General features: G+C 63.5%; 20 protein-coding genes. 11 read left to right on the forward strand and 9 right to left on the reverse strand.

The annotated features are described in order from the left end of the window. Nucleotides 1–204: 204 nt before the first annotated feature. The 3 genes from ACIOVF_RS21215 to nagZ are packed head-to-tail and all read left to right on the forward strand — an operon-like array spanning nt 205 to nt 2,510. The gene (locus ACIOVF_RS21215; protein ID WP_195884684.1) at nt 205–918 is read left to right on the forward strand and encodes a TetR/AcrR family transcriptional regulator; all 714 of its coding nucleotides are present in this window, start codon (nt 205–207) and stop codon (nt 916–918) included. A gap of 46 nt (nt 919–964) precedes the next feature. After that, on the forward strand, nt 965–1,489 hold the full coding sequence (locus ACIOVF_RS21220; RefSeq protein ID WP_045194898.1) for a L,D-transpeptidase: 525 nt from the start codon (nt 965–967) through the stop codon (nt 1,487–1,489). A 22-nt stretch (nt 1,490–1,511) separates the two neighbouring features. After that, nucleotides 1,512–2,510 (forward strand): beta-N-acetylhexosaminidase, encoded by a 999-nt coding sequence (nagZ, locus tag ACIOVF_RS21225; protein ID WP_176794328.1) that lies wholly within the window; start codon nt 1,512–1,514, stop codon nt 2,508–2,510. A 75-nt stretch (nt 2,511–2,585) separates the two neighbouring features. On the opposite strand, the gene ACIOVF_RS21230 is transcribed toward nagZ, so the two are convergent. The 3 genes from ACIOVF_RS21230 to mfd are packed head-to-tail and all read right to left on the reverse strand — an operon-like array spanning nt 2,586 to nt 8,926. Next, on the reverse strand, nt 2,586–4,901 hold the full coding sequence (locus ACIOVF_RS21230) for a DEAD/DEAH box helicase (protein WP_401292259.1): 2,316 nt from the start codon (nt 4,899–4,901) through the stop codon (nt 2,586–2,588). 4 nt (nt 4,902–4,905) lie between these two features. Then, the gene (locus tag ACIOVF_RS21235; RefSeq protein WP_045194890.1) at nt 4,906–5,466 is read right to left on the reverse strand and encodes a CsiV family protein; all 561 of its coding nucleotides are present in this window, start codon (nt 5,464–5,466) and stop codon (nt 4,906–4,908) included. A 10-nt stretch (nt 5,467–5,476) separates the two neighbouring features. After that, nucleotides 5,477–8,926, reverse strand: coding sequence for a transcription-repair coupling factor (mfd, locus tag ACIOVF_RS21240; protein WP_401292263.1), 3,450 nt, complete (start codon nt 8,924–8,926; stop codon nt 5,477–5,479). A gap of 169 nt (nt 8,927–9,095) precedes the next feature. Here mfd and ACIOVF_RS21245 point away from each other — a divergent pair, with 169 nt between their 5' ends. The 3 genes from ACIOVF_RS21245 (at nt 9,096) to sthA (ending at nt 13,197) form a co-directional block, all read left to right on the forward strand. Further along, nucleotides 9,096–10,559 carry a glyceraldehyde-3-phosphate dehydrogenase gene (locus ACIOVF_RS21245; protein WP_045194887.1) on the forward strand — a complete coding sequence of 488 codons (1,464 nt, stop codon included), beginning with the start codon at nt 9,096–9,098 and terminating at the stop codon, nt 10,557–10,559. A gap of 73 nt (nt 10,560–10,632) precedes the next feature. Further along, nucleotides 10,633–11,631: an FAD:protein FMN transferase gene (locus ACIOVF_RS21250; RefSeq protein WP_045194886.1), complete on the forward strand. Its 999-nt coding sequence runs from the start codon at nt 10,633–10,635 to the stop codon at nt 11,629–11,631. A 171-nt stretch (nt 11,632–11,802) separates the two neighbouring features. Beyond that, nucleotides 11,803–13,197 (forward strand): Si-specific NAD(P)(+) transhydrogenase, encoded by a 1,395-nt coding sequence (gene sthA / locus ACIOVF_RS21255; RefSeq protein WP_038994353.1) that lies wholly within the window; start codon nt 11,803–11,805, stop codon nt 13,195–13,197. 42 nt (nt 13,198–13,239) lie between these two features. On the opposite strand, the gene ACIOVF_RS21260 is transcribed toward sthA, so the two are convergent. Together ACIOVF_RS21260 and ACIOVF_RS21265 are read right to left on the reverse strand one after the other, a co-directional pair. After that, nucleotides 13,240–13,962 (reverse strand): glycerophosphodiester phosphodiesterase, encoded by a 723-nt coding sequence (locus ACIOVF_RS21260; protein WP_045194882.1) that lies wholly within the window; start codon nt 13,960–13,962, stop codon nt 13,240–13,242. A 28-nt stretch (nt 13,963–13,990) separates the two neighbouring features. After that, nucleotides 13,991–14,578, reverse strand: coding sequence for a PilZ domain-containing protein (locus ACIOVF_RS21265; protein ID WP_045194879.1), 588 nt, complete (start codon nt 14,576–14,578; stop codon nt 13,991–13,993). A gap of 94 nt (nt 14,579–14,672) precedes the next feature. On the opposite strand from ACIOVF_RS21265, the gene ACIOVF_RS21270 reads away from it, so the two are divergent. From ACIOVF_RS21270 to ACIOVF_RS21280, 3 genes are all read left to right on the forward strand, one after another. Further along, nucleotides 14,673–15,923 (forward strand): lipoprotein-releasing ABC transporter permease subunit, encoded by a 1,251-nt coding sequence (locus ACIOVF_RS21270; RefSeq protein WP_045194878.1) that lies wholly within the window; start codon nt 14,673–14,675, stop codon nt 15,921–15,923. A gap of 7 nt (nt 15,924–15,930) precedes the next feature. Beyond that, nucleotides 15,931–16,614: a lipoprotein-releasing ABC transporter ATP-binding protein LolD gene (gene lolD / locus ACIOVF_RS21275; RefSeq protein WP_176794235.1), complete on the forward strand. Its 684-nt coding sequence runs from the start codon at nt 15,931–15,933 to the stop codon at nt 16,612–16,614. A gap of 72 nt (nt 16,615–16,686) precedes the next feature. After that, a complete protein-coding gene (locus tag ACIOVF_RS21280; protein ID WP_258607550.1) occupies nt 16,687–17,931 on the forward strand; it encodes a lipoprotein-releasing ABC transporter permease subunit in 1,245 nt (414 codons plus the stop codon). A 66-nt stretch (nt 17,932–17,997) separates the two neighbouring features. Here the strand turns inward: ACIOVF_RS21280 and ACIOVF_RS21285 are convergent, their stop codons facing one another. After that, complete coding sequence (locus tag ACIOVF_RS21285; protein ID WP_401292372.1) at nt 17,998–19,347, reverse strand: heavy metal sensor histidine kinase; 1,350 nt, start codon at nt 19,345–19,347, stop codon at nt 17,998–18,000. Continuing rightward, entirely contained in the window at nt 19,344–20,024 is a 681-nt protein-coding gene (locus ACIOVF_RS21290) for a heavy metal response regulator transcription factor (RefSeq protein ID WP_045194874.1), read from the reverse strand. The genes ACIOVF_RS21285 and ACIOVF_RS21290 overlap by 4 nt, the downstream gene beginning before the upstream one ends. A 156-nt stretch (nt 20,025–20,180) precedes the next feature. Here ACIOVF_RS21290 and ACIOVF_RS21295 point away from each other — a divergent pair, with 156 nt between their 5' ends. Together ACIOVF_RS21295 and queF are read left to right on the forward strand one after the other, a co-directional pair. Then, on the forward strand, nt 20,181–20,675 hold the full coding sequence (locus tag ACIOVF_RS21295; protein ID WP_401292271.1) for a plastocyanin/azurin family copper-binding protein: 495 nt from the start codon (nt 20,181–20,183) through the stop codon (nt 20,673–20,675). A 68-nt stretch (nt 20,676–20,743) separates the two neighbouring features. Then, nucleotides 20,744–21,574 carry an NADPH-dependent 7-cyano-7-deazaguanine reductase QueF gene (gene queF / locus ACIOVF_RS21300; protein ID WP_401292274.1) on the forward strand — a complete coding sequence of 277 codons (831 nt, stop codon included), beginning with the start codon at nt 20,744–20,746 and terminating at the stop codon, nt 21,572–21,574. Between the two features lie 44 nt (nt 21,575–21,618). On the opposite strand, the gene ACIOVF_RS21305 is transcribed toward queF, so the two are convergent. Together ACIOVF_RS21305 and ACIOVF_RS21310 are read right to left on the reverse strand one after the other, a co-directional pair. After that, nucleotides 21,619–21,882, reverse strand: coding sequence for a DUF4404 family protein (locus tag ACIOVF_RS21305; RefSeq protein ID WP_045194866.1), 264 nt, complete (start codon nt 21,880–21,882; stop codon nt 21,619–21,621). A gap of 124 nt (nt 21,883–22,006) precedes the next feature. Then, complete coding sequence (locus ACIOVF_RS21310; protein WP_045194865.1) at nt 22,007–22,567, reverse strand: hypothetical protein; 561 nt, start codon at nt 22,565–22,567, stop codon at nt 22,007–22,009. Nucleotides 22,568–22,753 lie beyond the last annotated feature (186 nt).

Below are 22,753 nucleotides of genomic sequence, written 5' to 3' on the forward strand. Positions count from 1 at the left end.
TGACTGGGATTATATACAGTGGGTGGCAAGCTGCAAGCGCCAAGCTTCAAGAAACGGCACAGGGGCGTTCTTGCAGCTTGCAGCTTGTGGCTTGCAGCTATGGTTTAATACGTGACCATATGGCCGCAAAACGGCTGCGCGGACTTGACAAATCACCACTTTGAAACGTATGTTTCAAACAAGTGTTTGTCAGGCGGAGAAGTCATGGCCCAGTCGGAAACCGTAGAACGCATTCTCGATGCTGCCGAGCAGCTGTTCGCGGAAAAAGGTTTTGCCGAAACCTCATTACGGCTGATCACCAGCAAGGCCGGCGTCAACCTGGCGGCGGTGAACTACCATTTCGGTTCGAAGAAGGCCCTGATCCAGGCGGTTTTCTCGCGTTTCCTCGGGCCGTTCTGCGCAAGCCTTGAGCGCGAGCTGGAGCGTCGCCAGGCTCGCCCCGAGCAAAAGCCCACCCTTGAAGAGCTGCTGGAGATGCTGGTCGAACAGGCCCTGGTGGTACAGCCACGCAGCGGCAACGACCTGTCGATCTTCATGCGCCTGCTGGGCCTGGCTTTCAGCCAGAGCCAGGGTCACCTGCGCCGCTACCTTGAAGACATGTACGGCAAGGTATTCCGCCGCTACATGCTGCTGGTCAACGAAGCCGCGCCGCGCATTCCGCCAATCGAGCTGTTCTGGCGCGTGCACTTCATGCTCGGCGCTGCGGCGTTCAGCATGTCCGGGATCAAGGCCTTGCGCGCCATTGCCGAAACCGATTTCGGCATCAATACCTCGATCGAGCAGGTCATGCGCCTGATGGTGCCGTTCCTGGCCGCCGGCATGCGCGCCGACAGCGGCGTCACCGACGAGGCCATGGCTGCCGCGCAGCTGCGCCCGCGCAGCAAGTCCTCCGGCGCTCCGGTCGCCGCCAAGGCCTGATGCCACGGCTGGGCGCGGCGGGCCGCATCGGCTAAGCTAGCGCCCCATGGCCAGTCTTGATTTCCTGCATATTTCCCTCGCTGATCAATGCCTCTATGGGTTCGCCCAGGGGCAGTTGCGCCTGCGCCTCGAGATCTCCACCGCGCGCAATGGCGCGGGCGAGCTCAATGGTTCAGGTTGCACGCCGCGAGGGCGCCACCAGGTGCGTGCCAAGATCGGCGCCGGCCTGCCGCAAGGCGCGGTGCTGCGCGGGCGGCGCTGGACTGGCGAGACCTGGTCGGCCGAGCTGCATGAACAATTTCCCGGTCGCGACTGGATCCTTACGCGCATTCTCTGGCTCAGCGGTTGCGAGCCGGGCGTCAATCGCCTGGGGTCGGTCGACACCTTTCGTCGTTACATCTACCTGCATGGCACGCCCGATAGCGAACCTATGGGTGTGCCGTTGTCCCATGGCTGCGTGCGCTTGCGCAACGCCGACCTGCTGAGCCTGTTCGACCAGGTGCCGGTGCATTGCCCGGTGCAGATCGACGAAGCCGCGTGCCCCCAATGGGCTCACATCAGCGTCAACTGAAGGATCAATTATGAGTGCCAGCCTGCAAGGCTCCCTGATGGTCGACATCGCCGGTACCTGGCTGACCGCCGAGGACCGCCAGCTTTTGCGCCAGCCCGAAGTGGCCGGCCTGATCATCTTTGCCCGCAACATTGAAAGCCCGCGCCAGGTGCGTGAGCTGTGTGCCTCGATTCGCGCCATTCGCCCGGAGCTGATCCTGGCGGTGGACCAGGAGGGCGGTCGGGTCCAGCGCTTGCGCCAGGGCTTTGTGCGCCTGCCGGCGATGCGCGCGATTGCCGACAACGACAACGCCGACTATCTGGCCGAACAGTGCGGTTGGCTGATGGCCACCGAGGTGCTGGCGGTGGGCCTGGACCTGAGCTTTGCGCCGGTGCTGGACCTCGATCACCAGCGCAGCGCGGTGGTCGGCAGCCGTGCCTTTGAAGGCGATCCACAGCGCGCCACGTTGCTTGCCGGTGCTTTTATCCGCGGCATGAACGCTGCGGGCATGGCCGCTTGCGGCAAGCATTTCCCCGGTCATGGCTGGGCCGAGGCCGATTCCCATGTGGCGATCCCTACCGACGAGCGCAGCCTGGAGCAGATCCGCGCAGCCGACCTGGTGCCGTTCACCCGCTTGAGCGGACAAATGGCGGCAGTAATGCCGGCCCACGTGATCTACCCGCAGGTCGACAACCAGCCGGCCGGTTTCTCCCGCCGCTGGTTGCAGGACATCCTGCGTGGCGAGCTGGGTTTCAACGGGGTGATCTTCAGTGATGACCTGTCCATGGCTGGCGCCCACGTGGTCGGCGATGCGGCCAGCCGCATCGAAGCGGCGCTGAGTGCCGGCTGCGACATGGGGCTGGTGTGCAATGACCGTGCGGCGGCGGAACTTGCCCTGAGCGCGGCCCAGCGCCTGAAGGTCAAGCCTTCGCCGCGGATTGCGCAGATGCGTGGGCAGGGCTTTGCCCGTACCGACTACCGTCAGCAGCCGCGCTGGCTGGAGGCCCTGGGGGCGCTGAAGGAAGCGCAACTGGTCGATTGATGGCAATCGCGGGTCAAGTCGGGTCGCCGCACCGCCGCTCCCACAGGGTGGGAGCGGGCTTGACCCGCGATGAATTCAACCAGATCTTGTGCCGTGCCGCTTCCCCGGCAACGGCGCAAACAACGCATCGATATCCTCCGCCGCCAAACGCCAGTCCCCCGCCTGACGCCCATCCAGCACACCCGCCGCCAACGCCGATTTCTCCAGTTGCAACTGCTGGATCTTTTCTTCCACCGTGCCCCGGGTAATCAGCTTGTAGACGAACACCGGCTTCTCCTGGCCGATGCGGTAGGCACGGTCGGTGGCCTGGTTTTCCGCGGCCGGGTTCCACCACGGATCGTAGTGGATCACGGTATCGGCCGCGGTCAGGTTCAAGCCCACACCACCGGCCTTGAGGCTGATCAGGAAGATCTGCAATTGCCCGCTCTGGAAGTCCTGCACCGGCGAGCGGCGATCGCGGGTCTCGCCGGTCAGCAGGGCATAGGCGATACCGCGGTGCTGCAGTTCGGCCTCGATCAGCCGCAGCATGCTGGTGAACTGCGAGAACAGCAGGACGCGTCGCCCTTCGGCCAGCAGTTCTTCGAGCATTTCCATCAGGCTGGTGAGTTTGCCGGAGTGGGCGCCGCGCGCGGTCGAGGCTTCGCTGTTGATCAGGCGTAAATCGCAGCACACCTGGCGCAACTTGAGCAGCGCTTCGAGAATGATGATCTGGCTGCGCGCCACGCCCTTGCGGGTGATTTCGGCGCGCACTTTCTGGTCCATGGCCAGGCGCATGGTTTCGTACACGTCACGCTGGGCATCGCTTAGCTCGACCCAGTGGATCATTTCGGTCTTGGCCGGCAGTTCGGTGGCCACCTGCTCCTTGGTGCGCCTGAGCAGGAAGGGCTTGATTCGCGCATTCAGGTACTGCAGGCGTTCATCGTTGCCCTGGCGCTCTATCGGCACGCGGTAGTCGCGATTGAAGACCTTGGCATCGCCCAGCCAGCCAGGCAGCAGGAAGTGAAACAGCGACCACAGCTCGCCCAGGTGGTTTTCCAGCGGCGTGCCGCTCAGGCACAGGCGCTGGCGTGCTTCGAGCTGGCGCGCCGCCTGGGCCGCCTTGCTGTTCGGGCTCTTGATGTACTGCGCCTCGTCGAGGATCAGCACATCCAGCATCAGGCCCTTGAAGTGCTCCAGGTCCTTGGGCAGCAGGGCGTAGGTGGTCAGCAGCAGGTCGTAGTCCTGCAGGTTGTCGAAATGCCTGCGCCGGCCAATGCCCTGCAGGGCCAGTACGCGCAAGCCTGGGGCGAAGCGCGCAGCTTCGTCCTGCCAGTTGGGGATCAGGCTGGTGGGCATCACCACCATCGCCGGGTGGGTCAGGCGCCCGGCGTTCTTTTCGCAGAGCAGGTGGGCGAGGGTCTGCAGGGTTTTGCCCAGGCCCATGTCGTCGGCGAGGATACCGCCAACCTGCAGCTCGCGCAGGGCCTGCATCCAGCTCAGGCCTTCAAGCTGATAGGGGCGCAGGGTGGCGTTCAGGCCATCCGGGGTTTGTGCCGGCTGCAAGCGAATATCGCGCAGCCGTTCGCCCAGGCTGCGCACCTGTTCGCCACCTTGCCAGCTCAACGGCAGGTCTTCCAGGTCGTTGAGGCGGGTGGCGTCCAGGGTCGGCAGGCGCACGCTGGTTTCGCCGGGTTCGCGCAGGTAAAAATCACCCAGGGTGGCCAGCACCGGCTTGAGGCGGCCGTAGGGCAAGGCCACTTGCAGATTGCGCCGTGCTTCACCGGCGGGGGCGGGGATCTGCACCAGCAACTGCTCGTCGTCGCGACGCTTGTGCAGTTGCGCCGGGTTAAGCAGCTCCGGGTGGCTGCGTAGCACATTGAGCAGAATCGGCAGCAGGCTCAGGCGCTGGCCATTGACCTCGATACCCAGCTCCAGGTCGAACCAGTCGCGGCCGCCGGCTTCGTCGATGTGCGCATACCAGTCGTCAACCTCGGCGAGGTTGAAGGCGAAGTCCTCGGTGTACTCGATCTCCCAGCCTTGCTCGCGCAGGCTGGGCAGATCGTTGAGCATGAAACGCAGCCAGGCCGCTTCGGAAGCCAGCTCCAGCAGGTCGCCGGCACTCTCCGGCAAGGCTTTGCTTTGCCGGGTGGCGACCTTGAAGCCCAGGCGTTGAAGGGTTTGGCGGATCTGACTTTCGGCTTCGGCGTGGCGCTGTAGGCGTTGGCTGCTGACGTCCAGGCGGCCGGCTTCCTTGCCTTGCCTGCCGCTGGCACGAATGCCGTCATAGTTGAACGACAGCGCCGCCCGGTGCTGGTGCTGGCGCTGCATCCGGCCGGTTTGCGGCACGTAGGCGCTGAACTCGTGGCTGCCCAGGATCAGGTGAGGTGTGGGGGCAAGACCATCGTTAGGCATCGGGTTACTGCTCCATCATCTCCGCAGGCGCAGCGGGGGCGCTGACTGGGCGGTGGGTAGTAACTTTCAGCAGCACGGCCAGGTGTCCGCCATCGAGGAAGGTCAACTCGCCATTTTTCATGTTGCTGTTGCTCTGCTTGAATGCTTCGCTCTGCAGCACGCTGCCGTTGCCGTCGAACTGGTTGACCCAGAAGTTGGCTTCTGCGGCGATGAAGCGCTCTTCCTTGATGCTCAGGTTGCCGGCGATGGGGAACTGGCCGAAGTGTTCTTCGCCGTCGCTGATCGCCACTGTGCCTGCGTCCTGTTTCCAGGCCTTGTGCAGCAGCACGGTGTACTGCGGGTCGGCGGCAAGCTTGGCCGCTTCGTCATTGAGCGCCGGTTGGCGCAGGTCACCTTCCTGGATGGCCTGGGCGCCGTTGCGCCAGTCTTCCGGAGCCGACTTGATGGTGATCGCCGGCACGGCGTTTTGCCGTACCAGGATCATTTCGACCTGAAAAGTGCCATCGGCAAAGGCTGCCGGGGCGATCAGCGCCAGCAGCAGGGTCAGGCTACGCATTACACGCATGGAACTTCCTTCACGCAGATTGTGGGGTCAGGCGCTCGAACAGCGCCTCAAGGTTGTTGAAGCGTTCTTCCGGACGCTCCATCGGCACCAGGAACTTGAACTGGGTGGCGCCTTCGAACTTGTAGCGTTTTGGCAGGCTCTGGATCAGCTTGATCAGCACCAGCGGATCGACCGGGGTTTCCGATTCGAACTCGATCTTGCCGCCATTGGGCCCGGCATCGACTTTCTTGATCCCGAGCTTTTCCGCCTGCAGCTTGAGCAGGGTCAGGCGCACCAGGTTCTTGGTCGGCTCCGGCAGCAGGCCGAAGCGGTCGATCATCTCCACTTGCAGGTCCTTGAGGCCGTCTTCATCCACCGCCGAGGCGATGCGCTTGTAGAGGATCAGCCGCGCGTGGACATCCGGCAGGTAGTCCTCGGGAATCAGCGCCGGCAGGCGCAGGTTGATTTCCGGGCCGCCGCCCAGCGGCTGGTCGAGGTTCGGCTGGGCGCCCTTGCGGATGGCCTTGACCGCGCGCTCGAGCATTTCCATGTACAGGGTGAAGCCGACTGCCTGGATCTGCCCGCTCTGGCCTTCGCCGAGCAGCTCGCCGGCGCCGCGGATTTCCAGGTCGTTGGTGGCCAGGACGAAACCTGCGCCCAGGTCCTGGGTGTTGGCGATGGCTTCCAGGCGCTTCTCGGCATCCGCGGTGATCTGCTGGCGCGGCGGGGTGAGCAGGTAGGCGTAGGCCTGGTGGTGGCTGCGCCCGACCCGGCCGCGCAACTGGTGCAACTGGGCCAGGCCGAACTTGTCGGCGCGCTCGATGATGATGGTGTTGGCACTCGGCACGTCGATGCCGGTCTCGATGATGGTCGAGGCGATCAGCACGTTGAAGCGCTTGTGGTAGAAGTCGCTCATCACCTGTTCGAGTTCGCGTTCGCGCATCTGCCCATGGCCGATGCCGATGCGGGCTTCTGGCACCAGTTCGGCGAGGTCGGCGGCGCATTTTTCGATGCTCTTTACATCATTGTGCAGGTAGTACACCTGGCCACCGCGCAGCAGCTCACGCAGCAACGCCTCTTTGACCGTGCTCTTGTTCTGCTCCATGACGAAGGTGCGCACCGACAGCCGGCGTGCCGGCGGCGTGGCGATGATCGACAGGTCGCGCATGCCGGCTACGGCCATGTTCAGCGTGCGCGGGATTGGCGTGGCGGTCAGGGTGAGGATGTCCACCTCGCTGCGCAGGGCCTTGAGCTGTTCTTTCTGGCGCACACCGAAGCGGTGTTCTTCGTCGATGATCACCAGGCCCAGGTCTTTGATCTTGACGTCGTCCTGCAACAGCTTGTGGGTGCCAATGACGATGTCGATCTTGCCTTCGGCCAGGTCCGCCACCGCGGCAGCGACTTCCTTGGGCGACTTGAAGCGGCTCATCACTTCGACCGTTACCGGCCAGTCGGCAAAGCGGTCGCGAAAACTGTTGTAGTGCTGCTGGGCGAGCAGGGTGGTGGGCACCAGGATCGCCACCTGGCGACCGCCATGCACGGCAATGAACGCCGCGCGCATGGCCACTTCGGTCTTGCCGAAGCCGACGTCGCCGCACACCAGGCGGTCCATCGGCTTGGCCGCGAGCATGTCCTCGCGCACCGCCTCGATAGCGCTCTGCTGGTCGGGGGTTTCCTCGAAGGGGAAGCCTGCGCTGAAGGTGGCGTAGTCCACCGACGGGTCGGCGAAGGCATAGCCTTTGCGCGCGGCGCGGCGGGCATAGATGTCGAGCAGTTCGGCGGCGACGTCGCGCACCTGTTCGGCAGCCTTGCGCTTGGCTTTCTGCCAGGCTTCGGAGCCGAGCCGGTGCAGCGGCGCCAGGGCGTCGTCGCTGCCGGTGTAGCGGGCGATCAGGTGCAGGTTGGCTACCGGCACATAGAGCTTGGCGCCCTCGGCGTATTCGAGGGTGAGGAACTCGGCGGCCTGGTTGTCGATTTCCAGGGTCGCCAGGCCCAGGTAGCGGCCCACGCCATGGTCGATATGCACCACCGGCGCGCCTTCGCGCAGCTCGGTGAGGTTTTTGATCACCGCATCGTTGTTGGCGTCGCTGCGCTTGTCGCGGCGCCGGCGCTGCATCACCCGCTGGCCGAACAGCGGGCTCTCGGCGACCAGGGCAATGGCCGGGTCGTCCAGCAGCAGGCCTTCGTCCAGCGGGGCGATGGTGATCGCCAGGCGCGCCTTGCCAGCGACGAAAGCGCTCCAGCTGTCGACGGTCTGCGGGCGCAGCTTCAGGCGTTCGAGCAGTTCCAGCAATACTTCGCGGCGCCCCGCCGATTCGGCGGTGAACAGCACGCGGCCAGGGAACGTCTCGAGAAACCCCGACAGCGCCGCCAATGGCTGGTTAGCCTTGGCTTCGATGGCAAGGTTGGGCAGGACCTGGGCCGGGAAGCGTTCGCGGCCGACCCCGCTGTCGAGGTCACCCTGGCTGACCACCACCCGCGGCCAGCTTTTGAGCCGGGCAAAGCAGTCTTCCACCGGCATGAACAGCTCGGCCGGCGGCAGCAGCGGCCGCGCCGGGTCGATGCGACGCTCCTCATAACGGTTGCGTACATCGCTCCAGAAGTGTTCGGCGGCCTGCTCGACACCGGGCAGGGAGAACACCTGGGTGTCCTGGGGCAGGTAGTCGAACAGGGTCGAGGTGTCGTCGAAGAACAGCGGCAGGTAATACTCGATACCGGCCGGGGTGATGCCGCTGGAAAGGTCCTGGAAGATCGGGCAGCGGCGAAAATCAACGTCGAAGCGCTCGCGAAAGCGCGCCTTGAAACGCGTCACCGCATCTTTTTGCAGCGGGAACTCGCGGGCCGGCAGCAGCCGCACCGACTCGACCTTGTCGATCGAGCGCTGGGTTTCCGGGTCGAAGGTGCGCAAGGTCTCGATTTCGTCATCGAACAGGTCGATGCGGTACGGCAGCTTGCTGCCCATCGGGAACAGGTCGATCAAGGCGCCGCGCACGGCAAATTCACCGTGCTCGTAGACCGTGTCGACACAGCGGTAGCCGCTGGCTTCAAGACGCGTGCGCATCTGCTCGACATCGAGCTTCTGGCCGATGTCCAGCACCAGGCTGCTGCCGAGCAGGAAGCGCGTCGGCGCCAGGCGGTGCAGGGCGGTGGTGATCGGCACCACGAGAATGCCGTGGTCGAGCTCCGGCAGCCGGTACAGGCTGGAGATGCGCTGGGAGATGATGTCCTGGTGCGGCGAGAACAGGTCGTAGGGCAGGGTTTCCCAGTCGGGGAACGGCAGCACCGGCAGCTCGGGCGCAAAAAAGCGCAGCTCCTGCTCGAGGCGGTCAGCGCTCTGGCTGTCGGCGGTCAGCAGCAGGGTGAAGCGTTTGGCGGCGCTGGCCGCTTCGGCAATGGCCAGGCTCAGGGCGGCGCCCGGCAGGTTGCCCCAGGTTTGTTTGCCGGCAGTGGCCGGCAGGTGCGGTAGACGCAGAACAGGCACGGGAGGTCGAGCTCCAAGCGTTGCGACAAAGACGCCAATTGTACCGGGCGCAGGCCCGCGCTGTCAGGTTTGTGCAGGCTAAAAGCATGTAGTGCGATGCTGGCGACAGGCGCTCATTGCCCGATGGGCTGCGGGGCGTCATAATGTAGCCCCTTTTTTCTGTCCCTACATGTGGAAGGTTCCCGTGACTCAGAAGCCCGACCAGTGTCTTGGTGAGTGGATTGATCGTGAAGCGCTTGCAGAAGCGATGATCCCGCTTATCGGTCAGCTCTACCGCAATAACAATGTGGTGAGCTCGATCTATGGCCGTAGCCTGATCAACCGCTCGGTGATCTCGATCCTCAAAGCACACCGCTTTGCCCGTCATCGCCAGACCGACGAAACCGAACTGTCTGTACACGAGACATTCCCGCTGCTCAAAGCCATGAGCGAGCTGAAACTGGGCGCCGCTTCGGTCGACCTGGGCAAGCTGGCCAACAAGTTCAAGCAAGAAGGCAACGGCCGTACTGCCGAGCAGTTCGTGCGTGAAGAAATGGCTGACGTGGTTGGCCAGCAAAACGCTTCGGCACGCAAAGGCACCGACGTCGTGCTGTACGGCTTCGGTCGTATCGGCCGCCTGCTGGCGCGCATCCTGATCGAAAAAACCGGTGGTGGCGACGGCCTGCGTCTGCGCGCCATCGTCGTGCGCAAAGGCGCCGAGAACGATCTGGTCAAGCGTGCCAGCCTGCTGCGTCGTGACTCGGTGCACGGCCCGTTTGATGGCACCATCACCATCGACGAAGCCAACAACACCATCACCGCCAACGGCAACCTGATCCAGGTTATCTACGCCAAGAACCCGAGCGAAGTCGACTACACCCAGTACGGCATCGAGAATGCCCTGATCGTCGACAACACCGGTGTATGGCGCGACGCCGACGGCCTGGGCCAGCACCTGGCCTGCCCGGGCGCGGCCCGCGTGATCCTCACCGCACCTGGCAAGGGCGCGCTGAAGAACATCGTGCACGGCATCAACCATGGCGAAATCAGCGCTGATGACAAGATCATCTCCGCGGCTTCCTGCACCACCAATGCCATCGTTCCTGTGCTCAAAGCGGTCAACGACAAGTTCGGTATCGTCAACGGCCACGTTGAAACCGTTCACTCGTTCACCAACGACCAGAACCTGATCGACAACTTCCACAAGGGCAGCCGTCGTGGCCGCGCCGCGCCGCTGAACATGGTTATCACCGAGACCGGTGCCGCCACTGCAGCCGCCAAGGCACTGCCAGTGCTCAAGGGCAAGCTGACCGGCAATGCGATCCGCGTACCAACGCCGAACGTGTCGATGGCCATCCTCAACCTGAACCTGGAAAAAGCCACCAATCGCGAAGAGATCAACGAGTACCTGCGCCAGATGGCCATGCACTCGGACCTGCACAAGCAGATCGACTACGTGAGCTCCCAGGAAGTGGTCTCCACCGACTTCGTCGGTTCGCGCCACGCCGGTGTGGTCGATGCCGAAGCCACCATCTGCAACGATAACCGTGTTGTCCTGTACGTCTGGTACGACAACGAATTCGGTTACAGCTGCCAGGTAGTGCGCGTGATGGAAGACATGGCTGGCGTCAATCCGCCTGCTTTCCCACGCTAAGCTTGGCTTGATCGTGAAAGACGGGAACCTCAGGGTTCCCGTTTTTTTTGCCTGAATTTTCCCTGGAGGCTGGATGCGCAAGGCAGTGTTGATCGGTGCGATGCTGGGCCTGGCCGGGTGCGGGCAGGGCAACACCCTGGAGCGCATCAGTGGCCCGACCATGGGCAGCAGCTACACCGTGCAGTATGTGCGTACGCCCCAGGGGCCGGCACCGGAGCTGGTCAAGCGCGAGGTCGAGCGGATTCTCGAGGGTGTCGACAGGCGTTTTTCCACCTACCGTAGTGATTCTTTGACCGAAGCTTTCAACAGGCTGCCGGCCAATAGCTGTCAGTCGATGCCGGCCGATGTACTGCAACTTGTGCGGGTCGGCGAGCAACTGGCGCAGCAAAGTGACGGCGCTTTTGACCTGACCGTGGAGCCCTTGCTCGACCTGTGGGGCTTTGGCCCGCAGTCGCGGATGGAAAAAGTACCGGATGCCCAGGCCCTGGCTGCCACTCGCCAGCGGGTCGGGCATGGGCATTTGCGCATAGTTGGCGAGCAGCTGTGCAAGGATGCGCCGGTGGAAGTGGACTTCAACAGCATCGCCGCCGGGCATGCGGTAGACCTGCTGGTGGAGCGGCTAAAAGCCCTGGGGGTCGCGAATTTGCTGGTCGAGGCGACAGGTGAACTCAAGGCGATCGGGCGCAAGGCCGACGGCAGCCCGTGGAAAGTGGCGCTGGAACTGCCCCGCGCTGACCGCCAGATAGCCCAGCAAGTGCTGGACGTGGACGGGTTTGGTGTATCGACCTCCGGTGACTATCGCAATTATTTCGAGGAGAATGGCCAGCGCTATTCACACACCTTCGATGCGCGCCAGGGAAAACCCGTGAAACACGAGCTGGCCTCGGTGACGGTGTTTGACCGCTCGACGCTGATGGCTGATGGTTATTCGACCTTGCTGCTGATTCTCGGGCCTGAGCGCGGCTGGGAGTTTGCCCTTCGGCACGGGATTGGCGCAGTGTTCGTGACCCGGGTTGCCGATGGTTTCGTCTCCCGCAGCACGCCGGCGTTTGCCCAGGTGCTGGTGAACTGACAATGAATACATGTAGTGCAGAGAAAAATAGCCTACGACGCGACCAAGGGTTAATGTGCGCGGCGTTCAAGCTTGATTAGACTGCACCCGAATTTTTGCATGGCGCCGCTGGCGGCATGAGGTAGCCCCGCCCGCCGATGTGGCGCGTGGGCCTGTTCTGAAGGAGTACGCATGGCTGTCTACAACTACGACGTAGTGGTGCTGGGTTCCGGCCCCGCAGGAGAAGGGGCGGCAATGAATGCTGCCAAAGCAGGACGCAAGGTGGCGATGGTCGATAGCCGTCGCCAGGTCGGCGGCAACTGCACCCACCTGGGTACCATTCCGTCCAAGGCCCTGCGTCACTCGGTGCGCCAGATCATGCAGTTCAACACCAACCCGATGTTCCGGGCCATTGGTGAGCCGCGCTGGTTCTCGTTCCCCGACGTGCTGAAAAGCGCCGAGAAGGTGATCTCCAAGCAGGTGGCCTCGCGCACCGGCTACTACGCCCGCAACCGCGTCGACGTGTTCTTCGGCACCGGCAGCTTCGCCGACGAGCAGACCATCGAAGTGGTCTGCGCCAACGGCGTGGTCGAGAAGCTGGTGGCCAAGCACATCATCATCGCCACCGGTTCGCGCCCGTATCGCCCGGCCGATATCGATTTCCACCACCCGCGAATCTACGATAGCGACACCATCCTCAGCCTCGGCCACACCCCGCGCAAACTGATCGTCTACGGCGCCGGCGTGATCGGCTGCGAGTACGCCTCGATCTTCAGCGGCCTGGGTGTGCTGGTAGAGCTGGTAGACAACCGCGGCCAGTTGCTGAGCTTCCTCGACTCGGAAATCTCCCAGGCGTTGAGCTACCACTTCAGCAACAACAACATCACCGTGCGCCACAACGAAGAGTACGAGCGTGTCGAAGGCCTGGACAACGGGGTGATCCTGCACCTGAAATCCGGCAAGAAGATCAAGGCCGATGCCTTGCTCTGGTGCAACGGCCGTACCGGCAACACCGACAAGCTGGGCCTGGAAAACATCGGCATCAAGGTCAATAGCCGTGGCCAGATCGAAGTCGACGAAAACTACCGCACCCACGTGGCGAACATCTACGGTGCCGGTGACGTGATCGGCTGGCCGAGCCTGGCCAGTGCCGCCCACGACCAGGGCCGCTCGGCTGCCGGCAGTATCGTCGACAATGGCAGCTGGCGCTTCGTCAACGATGTGCCGACCGGCATCTACACCATTCCTGAGATCAGCTCGATCGGCAAGAACGAGCAGGAGCTGACCCAGGCCAAGGTGCCTTACGAAGTCGGCAAGGCCTTCTTCAAGAGCATGGCCCGGGCGCAGATTGCCGGTGAGCCACAAGGCATGCTGAAGATCCTGTTCCACCGCGAAACCCTGGAAATCCTCGGCGTGCACTGCTTCGGCTACCAGGCCTCGGAGATCGTCCACATCGGTCAGGCGATCATGGACCAGCCGGGTGAGCGCAATACCCTGAAGTACTTCGTCAACACCACCTTCAACTACCCGACCATGGCCGAAGCCTATCGGGTAGCGGCTTACGACGGCCTCAACCGGCTTTTTTGAGCGGCTCCGGCCGGTGGCCTGAGCCGGCCGGGGAGACCGATTTCAGCGATTCTCGAGGGTGGCGCTGGCCAAACCGGGAAAGTCTGTAATCAGGCTGTCTACGCCGAAGTCGGCGAGCCTGCGCATCAGCGCCGGCTCGTTGACTGTCCACACCGACACGTGCAAACCCTGGCGCTGGGCCTTGATCAGGCGCTCGGGGGTGCACAGTGTCCAGTTCAACGCCAGCAAGTTGCAGCCGTAGTTCTGGGCGACCTTCAGCGGGTCGAGCCAGGCGTACTCGGCCACCAGTCCCCTGGAAATATCCGGAGTCAGCTCCAGCGCTGCGCCCAGCACTTCCCGTGAGCTTGAGGTGATGGTGATCTTGTCGAGCAGGCCGAACTGCTGGGCCATTTCGCGGATCGCCAGCACCGTGGTGGCGGCGCGGGTGCGCGAGGCGCTCTTGACCTCAAGCTGCCAGTGCTCGAAATCGCACTTTTCAAACAGCTCCTCAAGTCGCGGGATCGGGCAGGGCGAGACCCAGCCCGGGCCACCCTTGCGCGCGTCGTAGGTGGCAAGGTCGGCGGCGCTATGTTCAACCACCTTGCCGCGCCGGCCGGTGGTGCGCTTGAGGCTGGGGTCGTGAATCACCATCAGCTGGTTGTCAGCCGACAGGTGCAGGTCGAGCTCGCAGCGGCGCACGCCATGCTTGAGGCACTGCTGGAAGCTGGTGAGGGTGTTTTCGGGGGCTTCGCCCTTGGCGCCGCGGTGGCCGTAAATCGTGGTCACGTCTGTTCCTTCAACAAATAAGTGAAACTCAGGAGGCGCTTGGGTCGTTCTGCTCCAGGGCCTGGCGTCGTTGTTGCGCTTGGCGTTGCAGGATGTAGCGGGCCAGCAGCTGGCGCTGGGCGTCGGTGGTGTCGACGAACTCGGTGCCGATCTCGTACTGGCCGTCGGCCTGGCGGTCGCAATGGGTGACCTTGGCGCGCAGCAGCAAGCCCAGGGCCTGGGGCATCAACACCATCTTCACGGCCACGCGCTCGCCGGCCGCCAGCGGCTCGGCGCGGTTGAACTCGATGCCGCCCTCGGACAGCACTACCGCCTGCGGCGCGCTCAATTGCCCGAGCAGGGTCTGCGCAACCACGGCACTGAGCAGATCGATGCGTTTGTTCTGGGCCTTGAGAAAGGCCGCCAGGGTGCGGTCCTTGTCACTGAGCTGGCGCAGCAGGTGCTGGGACTCGAACTCGCTCAGGTGCAGTTCACTGAGCAGGTTGAACAGCGGTGAAGTATCTTGCAACAAGTCTGTGCCAAGCGCTTCGGCGGCGCTCAACGGGCTAATTTCCAGTGCGATCCGATCCTCGATACGGTAGTATTCGCGGCGATCTTCTTCATCTAATGTCGACATGGCGAACCCATGGTAGCGGCGGTGGTCTGAGTGTAAAGCTGCTAATCAAGCCCCGCCACAAGGACGTTCCTCTTTCATCCGAACAAGCCCCGACATGTTCAGACCTCTCTTCGTATTCATCGGCACGCGTTATACCCGTGCTAAGCGTCGCAACCACTTCGTCTCGTTCATTTCCCTGACCTCGATGATCGGCCTCGCCCTGGGCGTTGTCGTGATGATCGTGGTGTTGTCGGTCATGAATGGCTTCGATCACGAGATGCGCACCCGGGTGTTGGGCATGGTGCCCCACGCCACACTGGAAACCGGCCAGCCGATCAACGACTGGCCCGCCCTTGCCAGTCAAGTAAAGCAGAACCCGCAGGTTCTGGCGGTGGCGCCCTTCACCCAGATGCAGGGCCTGCTGACCCATGACGGCAAGGTGCAGAAGGTGCTGCTCAACGGCATCGACCCGGCCCAGGAGCGCAAGGTCTCGATCATCGACGACTTTATCCGCGAGGGTAAGCTCGATGACCTGGCCCCTGGCGGCTTCGGCATCATGATCGGCGACAAGGCGGCGGCCAAGCTGGGCGTCGGCATCGGTGACAAACTGACCTTCGTCGCCCCCGAGGTCACCGTCACTCCGGCCGGCATGTTCCCACGCATGAAGCGCTTTACCGTGGTCGGCATCTTCCATGTCGGCGCCGGTGAAATCGACGGCTACCTGGGCCTGACCAACCTGTCGGACCTGTCGCGCCTGCACCGTTGGAAAGCCGACCAGGTGCAGGGCCTGCGCCTGAAGTTCGACGACCTGTTCCAGGCCCCCCGGGTTGCCTGGGACATCGCCCAGAAGCTGGGCGAGCAGGAGTTCTACGCCCGCGACTGGACCCGTAGCCACGGCAACCTGTACCAGGCGATCCGCATGGAAAAAGCCATGATCGGCCTGCTGTTGCTGCTGATTGTCGCGGTGGCCGCGTTCAACATCATTTCCACCCTGGTGATGGTGGTCAACGACAAGAAGGGCGACATCGCCATCTTGCGCACCCTGGGCTCGACACCGGGGCAGATCATGGCCATCTTCATGGTCCAGGGCACGGTGATCGGCGTGGTCGGCACCCTGATCGGCGCGCTGGTGGGCATTTTCGCCGCGCTCAATGTCAGCGCCGCGATTGCCGGCATCGAGACCCTGATCGGGCACAAGTTCCTCAATGCCGACGTCTACTTCATCGACTACCTGCCATCGCAGATCATGGCCGAGGACGTGTGGATGGTCTGCGGTGCGGCATTGGTCCTGAGTTTCCTCGCCACCCTGTATCCGGCCTGGCGTGCGGCACGCACCCAGCCTGCGGAGGCGCTACGTTATGAGTGAGTTGGGCATGAGTGATAAAGCAGTGCTGAGTTGCCGCAACCTGGGCAAGTCCTACGAGGAAGGCCCGGAGAAAGTCCAGGTATTGTCCGGCCTGCAGCTGGAGCTGCACCCGGGCGAGCGGGTGGCGATCGTCGGTAGCTCCGGTTCAGGCAAGAGTACTTTGCTCAACCTGCTCGGCGGCCTCGATACCCCGACCGAAGGCAGCGTCTGGCTGGCCGGCGAAGAGCTCTCGGCATTGGGCGAACGCGCCCGTGGCCTGCTGCGCAACCGCGCCCTGGGCTTCGTCTACCAGTTCCACCACCTGCTGCCGGAGTTCACGGCGCTGGAGAACGTGTGCATGCCGCTGCTGATCGGTCGCACCGCCATCCCCGAAGCCCGCGAGCGCGCCGAAGCGCTGCTCAAGCGCGTCGGCCTGGGCCATCGCCTGAGCCACAAGCCGGCCGAGCTGTCCGGTGGCGAACGCCAGCGCGTGGCAATCGCCCGGGCGCTGGTCAACCGTCCGGGGCTGGTGATGCTCGACGAGCCCACCGGCAACCTCGACCATCACACCGCCCAGGGCATCCAGGACTTGATGCAGGAGCTCAGCAGCTCTTCGCAGACGGCCTTCCTGGTGGTGACCCACGATCTCAACCTGGCGCGCCAGATGGACCGCGTACTACGCCTGGAAGACGGGCACCTGGTACCGATCTGATTGCCCGCGCAACGTGCCCGCCGCTGTCAGGCGGGCACCTGGTTCCTTTTCTTTACCCGGGTGCTTTCGTTCATGTTCAGACCCTTGTCTATTTTCATCGGCGCGCGCTACACCCGCGCCAAGCGCCGCAACCATTTCATCTCGTTCATTTCCATGACCTCGATGATCGGCCTGTCCCTGGGCGTGCTGGCGATGATCGTGGTGCTGTCGGTGATGAACGGCTTCCAGCGCGAAATGAGCTCGCGCATCCTCGGCATGGTGCCGCACGCCAGCGTGCTCGGTGCCCAGCCGCTGGACGACTGGCGGCCGGTGGCGGCGCAAGCCTTGAAAAACCCTGAAGTGATCGCCGCCGCGCCACTGACCGAGATGGAAGGCATGCTCTCTTACAAGGGCTCGATGCAGCCGATCCAGGTCAGCGGCATCGACCCGGCCGAGGAGGGCAAGGTCTCGATCGTTGCCCAGCATATCGTCCAGGGCAACCTTGAAGACCTCAAGCCGGGTGAGTTCGGCGTGGTCATCGGTGAAATCACCGCGCGCCGCTTTCGTCTCAATGTCGGCGACAAGCTGACCCTGATCGTGCCCGAAGTCAGCAGCGCGCCGGGTGGCATCACCCCGCGCATGCAGCGCCTGAACGTGGTCGGGGTATTCAAGGTCGGCGCCGAGCTCGACGGCTCGCTGGGCCTGATGCACATGGCCGACGCCGCGCAGATGCAACGCTGGGCGCCGAACCAGGTGCAGGGCGTGCGCCTCAAGGTCAAGGACCTGTACGCGGCGCCGCAGGTGTCCAAGGCGATTACCACAAGCCTTGGCGAGCAATACCGCGCCGATGACTGGACCCACACCCAGGGCAGCCTGTTCAGTGCCATGAAGATGGAAAAGACCATGATCGGCCTGTTGCTGCTGCTGATCATCGCCGTGGCGGCGTTCAACATCATTGCCACGCTGATCATGGTGGTCAACGACAAGGGCGCCGACATCGCCATCCTGCGCACCATCGGCGCAACGCCGGCGCAGATCATGGGCACCTTCATGGTCCAGGGCAGCCTGATCGGTATCGTCGGTACCTTGATCGGCGGCGTGCTGGGGGTGATTGCCGCGCTCAACGTCAGCCAGATCGTCGGCTGGCTGGAGCGGGTCAGCGGCCAGCACATCTTCACCTCGGACGTGTACTTCATCAGTACCTTGCCGTCGGAACTGCAATGGGGCGACGTGGCGCTGATCTGTAGCGCCGGCCTGATCATGAGCTTCCTGGCCACCCTGTACCCGGCCTGGCGGGCTTCGCAGGTAGAGCCGGCGTACGCCTTGCGTTACGAGTGATGGCTGATCGCGGGGCAAGCCCGCTCCTACACCGGCTGTAGGAGCGGGCTTGCCCCGAGATGGTATTCACACCGTCGGCAAGTCGATCACGAACCGCGTCCAGCCCCCAGCCGACTCGCCGCGAATACGCCCGCCGTGCGCCTGTACGATCGAGCGGGTAATCGCCAGCCCCAACCCCGCATGCTCACTGCTGCCTTCGCGCCGCGCCGGGTCTGCCCGGTAGAAGCGGTCGAACAGTTTCGGCAGCAACGCCGGGTCAATCGGCTCACCGCGGTTGGCCACCTGCAGCCTTACTCCGTCTTGGTGTCGCTCGATGGTCACACGTATCTCGCCGCCGGCCGCGGTAAAGCGCAGGGCATTGTCGAGCAAATTGGACAGCGCCCGGCGCAGCATATGCCGGTCGCCGGCAAGCGGCGCCTGGCCCTCACGGCTCAGGCTTACCTCGGCATCTTCAGCCAGCGGTGCGTAGTATTCGAGCAAGGCATCGGCCTCGTCCTCCAGCGCCAGTTGCTGGCGGCTGGGCATCAGCAAGCCGTGGTCAGCCTTGGCCAGGTAGAGCATGTCGTTGACCAGTTGCGCCATCCATTGCAGCTCTTCGAGGTTGCTGTGCAGCGCCTCGCGGTATTCATCCAGGCTGCGCGGCCGGGTCAGGGTTACCTGGGTGTGGGTCAGCAGGTTGGACAGCGGCGTGCGCAGCTCGTGGGCAATGTCGGCAGAGAACGCCGAGAGGCGCTGAAAGGCGTCGTCCAGACGTTCGAGCATGGCGTTGACGGTCTGCGCCAGTTCTGCCAGTTCCACCGGCATTTGCCCTTCGGGCAGGCGTGTGGTCAACGAGCGTGCCGATACCCCGGAGGCCACCTCGCCCATCTGCCGCAGTGGCCGCAGCCCGCTGCGCGCGGCCCAGGCGCCGAGCAGCGCGGTCGCCAGCGCCGAAAGGCCGACAGTCAGCCAGATCAGCTGCTGCATGCGCTGGAGGAAATGCTGATGGTGGGTGATGTCGAGAAACAGCGTCAGCTGGGCGTCGCCACCGTTGAGGTTGACACACAGGCTGCGAAAGTCGACGCCGCTGCTGTGCAGGGTGCTCAGGCCGAGCACTTGCGGCGACTCGGGCAGGCCGGCCTGGCTGTCGAACCAGATGCGCCCGTCCCGGCCGCGAATGCGCACGGCAAGGTCGGCCTGGTGGCTGAGTTCGGTTTGCAGGGCAGGCAGGCGCGGCGCGAGGCTGGCCGGGTCGTCCACGCCTTCGAGCATCTGGCGCAGCAGTGACAGGCGGCTGTTGAGCAGTTGCTGGTCGAGCTCGATGAAGTGGGTGGCGCTGGCGCGGCTAAAAAGGATACCGGCAGTCAGCGACACCACTGCCGTGCAGGCGGCAAACAGCAGTGCCAGGCGACTACCGAGGGACAGGCGGCGCATCAGGCGCTGCGCTCTTCAAGCACATAACCCATGCCGCGCACGGTATGGATCAGCTTGTTGTCGTGGGCATCGTCGATCTTCAGGCGCAGGCGGCGGATCGCCACTTCAATGACGTTGGTGTCGCTGTCAAAGTTCATGTCCCACACCTGCGAGGCGATCAGCGACTTGGGCAGCACTTCGCCCTGGCGGCGCAGCAGCAGTTCGAGCAGGGCGAACTCCTTGGCGGTCAAGTCGATGCGCTGGCCTGTGCGTTCGACCCGGCGGCGGATCAGGTCCAGGCGCAGGTCGGCCAGGCCCAGGCTGGTTTCCTGTGCCGGGCTGCTGCCGCGGCGCAGCAGGCTGCGCACCCGTGCCAGCAGTTCAGAGAAGGCGAACGGCTTGACCAGGTAATCGTCGGCGCCCAGTTCCAGGCCGTGCACGCGGTCTTCGACGGCGTCGCGGGCGGTGAGGAACAGCACCGGGATTTCCAGGCCGGCGGCGCGCACCGCCTGGAGGATCTGCCAGCCATCGCGGCCCGGCAGCATGACGTCGAGGATCAGCAAGTCATAGTCGCCGGTCAGGGCCAGGTGCTGGCCGGTATTGCCGTCGCTGGCAAGCTCGGTGGCAAAGCCCGCTTCACTGAGGCCCTGGCACAAGTACTGGCCGGTCTTGGTCTGGTCTTCGACGATCAACAGTTTCATCGGCTGGCTCTTTTACGTGGATTGCCGCAGGGTTATACCGCGGCGGGCGTGGCGGGTGGCCAAGCTGACAAAGTTGTAATGTTTTTGTCAGGTGACTGCCAGCGGCGATTTTCTACAGTGAAGCCTGAACCGTCGCAACCCTGGAGTGGGCTTGAAATGAAACACCTTTTTATCATTGGCGCACTGGCGCTGTTCAGCCTTCCAGCCTTGGCGTCGCCCGCGCATTCCTACGCCTTCGGCCAGCCTGCGCCTGCGAGCAAGGCCGCCCGCAGCGTCGAGGTGGTGATGGGCGACATGTATTACGCGCCGCGCAGCCTTGAGGTCAAGGCCGGGGAGACCGTGCGCTTCGTGCTGGTCAACAAGGGCGCGGTAGCCCACGAGTTCAGCCTCGGCGATGCTGTAATGCACGCCAGGCACCAGAAAGAAATGCTCGCCATGCAAGGCCAGATGGACCATTCCGCCATGGGGCACGGCGGTATGGACCATGGCGCAAGCATGCAGCATGACGATCCGAACACGGTGATGGTCGAACCTGGCAAAAGCGCCGAACTGACGTGGACCTTCAGCCAGTCGACGCCAATCGAGTTCGCCTGCAACGTGCCCGGCCATTATCAAGCAGGCATGGTCGGCAAGCTGACCATCGGCCAATAACAGCCGATTGCCCAAAGCATGGCCTAAAACCGATAAACTAGGCGCATTTGCTCCTACAGGTTTTAGCCATGCATCCTGCCGCCGAACATTCTCCGCTGGGTAAATCCAGCGAATACGTCTCCACCTACACACCCTCGCTGCTGTTCCCGATCCCGCGGGCGGCAAAATGGGCCGAGCTGGGCGTCAGCGCCCAGACCCTGCCATGGCAGGGCGTCGATTTCTGGAACTGCTTCGAGCTGTCCTGGTTGCTGGCGTCGGGCAAGCCGGTGGTAGCAATCGGTGAGTTCGCCATCCCGGCCGACTCGCCGAACATCATCGAGTCGAAGTCGTTCAAGCTGTACCTCAACTCGCTGAACCAGACCGTGTTCGGATCGCCCGCTGCCCTGCAGGCATGCCTGGTCAAGGACCTCTCGGCTGCCGCCGGCAAGCCGGTGGGCGTGCAGGTCCGCAGCCTGGCCGAGGTCGAAGGGCAGGGCGTGGTCGGCTTGCCGGGCGTGTGCATCGATGAGCTGGATGTCAGCATCAGCAACTACGAGCAACCGCAGCCGGAGTTGCTGCGTTGCGACAGCGCCAACATTGTTGAAGAAACCCTGCACAGCCATTTGCTCAAGTCCAACTGCCCGGTCACCGGCCAGCCGGACTGGGGCAGTGTCACCGTGCACTACCGTGGCGCGGCGCTGCAGCATGCCAGCCTGCTGACCTACCTGATCAGCTTCCGCCAGCATGCCGACTTCCATGAGCAGTGCGTCGAGCGCATCTACCTTGACCTCAAGCGCCTGCTCAACCCCGAACACCTGACGGTTTATGCCCGTTACGTGCGCCGCGGCGGCCTGGACATCAACCCGTACCGCAGTACTACACAGGTGACCCTTCAGAACCTGCGACTGGTTCGCCAGTAACGAAAAGCCCCGTTCGATGACGGGGCTTTTTTATTCCGGCGGGCTTAGATGCCCATGCTTTGCAGGCTCTGAACGATATTGCGCAAGGTGGCGGTCAGGCCCGGGTGCTCGACTTCAAAGCGCTCCACGGCGAGGTTGACGCCATCGACCAGGTTGTTGTCCTTGGTCGCGGCTTCCAGCTTGATCTCGGCCTCGATCTTCTCCATCAGCTCATGCAGGTGTTGGCGCTCTTCTTCTGAAAGCGGCGGGTTCTGCTCCAGTTGCTCGCGCAGCTCAGTGAGTTGCTTTTGCAGTTCTTGGGCAGGCATGGGTGTTCTCCCTCTATGAATAGGCACAGTCATGGACCCCGTTAGCGGGTGAAAGGTCCATGCCCTGTCTACTAGAGTAATCCACCGGCCAGCGCTTTGCATGACCCTGATCAAAGGTGCTGTTTCAGGGTTTTTCACCTTTGCGCCGGCGCTGGCCGATGTCTGCCAGGCAGTCGGCCAGGGCTTCGAGGTGGTCGATCACCGAGTGCACGCCCAGGGCAAACAACTGCAAGGTGGCCTGGCCACGCTGGCGTTCCTGCTCTTTGGGGCCAAGGGCTTGCCACTGGCTGCTGGGCCCGCAGGCGGCCAGGCCGATGGTCCACAACCCGGCGTTGAGGCCCGACTGCAGCAGGCGTGGTTCGCCACTGACCAGCACGCAACCGTCGAGTTTGCCCGCCCTGAGGCTCATCAGTGCCTGCCAGCAGGCATCCGGTGCCGGCCAGGGGGTCTTGCAGGCCGGGAAGGCATTGAGCCAGGCCGGCAAGGGGCTGGCCATTTGTTTGCCGTCTGCAGCCGGCAGCTCATCGAGCCAGGCACAGGGAACCTTTTGCTGATACAGCCAGTCAAGGGTGGGCAGCGCGCCCGGAGTGGGGCAGGGTGCCTGGGCATCAGAGCCCGGGTTCACTTCGACAAGGCAGCCGCGCAAGCCGAACAGCAGGGCAGTGATGGCGGGGGAGTCTGGCATGGCAACGTCCCTGAAATACTTTGCAGGCTACGCTTGGGTTGTTACTTTTTGGTGACGCTGCCGATACACAGTTGTTCACATTTTTGCGACGTTGTTTATGCCAAGCTGCTTAACGGCAGCAGAGCCTTTATACTTGCTTCATTTTTTGGCGTAGGACGCGCGGCGTCTGCCTAGTTCGAGGAGTAA

The organism is Pseudomonas sp. NPDC087612, from assembly GCF_044743505.1.
Lineage (GTDB): Bacteria > Pseudomonadota > Gammaproteobacteria > Pseudomonadales > Pseudomonadaceae > Aquipseudomonas.

Excerpts from the sequence above, each read along its gene's own strand:
- ACIOVF_RS21215 (WP_195884684.1), top strand. The coding sequence starts at position 205 with ATGGCCCAGTCGGAAACCGTAGAACGCATTCTCGATGCTGCCGAGCAG.
- ACIOVF_RS21220 (WP_045194898.1), top strand. The coding sequence starts at position 965 with ATGGCCAGTCTTGATTTCCTGCATATTTCCCTCGCTGATCAATGCCTC.
- ACIOVF_RS21230 (WP_401292259.1), bottom strand. The coding sequence starts at position 4,901 with ATGCCTAACGATGGTCTTGCCCCCACACCTCACCTGATCCTGGGCAGC.
- ACIOVF_RS21235 (WP_045194890.1), bottom strand. The coding sequence starts at position 5,466 with ATGCGTGTAATGCGTAGCCTGACCCTGCTGCTGGCGCTGATCGCCCCG.
- ACIOVF_RS21245 (WP_045194887.1), top strand. The coding sequence starts at position 9,096 with ATGTGGAAGGTTCCCGTGACTCAGAAGCCCGACCAGTGTCTTGGTGAG.
- ACIOVF_RS21250 (WP_045194886.1), top strand. The coding sequence starts at position 10,633 with ATGCGCAAGGCAGTGTTGATCGGTGCGATGCTGGGCCTGGCCGGGTGC.
- sthA (WP_038994353.1), top strand. The coding sequence starts at position 11,803 with ATGGCTGTCTACAACTACGACGTAGTGGTGCTGGGTTCCGGCCCCGCA.
- ACIOVF_RS21265 (WP_045194879.1), bottom strand. The coding sequence starts at position 14,578 with ATGTCGACATTAGATGAAGAAGATCGCCGCGAATACTACCGTATCGAG.
- ACIOVF_RS21270 (WP_045194878.1), top strand. The coding sequence starts at position 14,673 with ATGTTCAGACCTCTCTTCGTATTCATCGGCACGCGTTATACCCGTGCT.
- lolD (WP_176794235.1), top strand. The coding sequence starts at position 15,931 with ATGAGTGATAAAGCAGTGCTGAGTTGCCGCAACCTGGGCAAGTCCTAC.
- ACIOVF_RS21280 (WP_258607550.1), top strand. The coding sequence starts at position 16,687 with ATGTTCAGACCCTTGTCTATTTTCATCGGCGCGCGCTACACCCGCGCC.
- ACIOVF_RS21290 (WP_045194874.1), bottom strand. The coding sequence starts at position 20,024 with ATGAAACTGTTGATCGTCGAAGACCAGACCAAGACCGGCCAGTACTTG.
- ACIOVF_RS21295 (WP_401292271.1), top strand. The coding sequence starts at position 20,181 with ATGAAACACCTTTTTATCATTGGCGCACTGGCGCTGTTCAGCCTTCCA.
- queF (WP_401292274.1), top strand. The coding sequence starts at position 20,744 with ATGCATCCTGCCGCCGAACATTCTCCGCTGGGTAAATCCAGCGAATAC.
- ACIOVF_RS21305 (WP_045194866.1), bottom strand. The coding sequence starts at position 21,882 with ATGCCTGCCCAAGAACTGCAAAAGCAACTCACTGAGCTGCGCGAGCAA.
- ACIOVF_RS21310 (WP_045194865.1), bottom strand. The coding sequence starts at position 22,567 with ATGCCAGACTCCCCCGCCATCACTGCCCTGCTGTTCGGCTTGCGCGGC.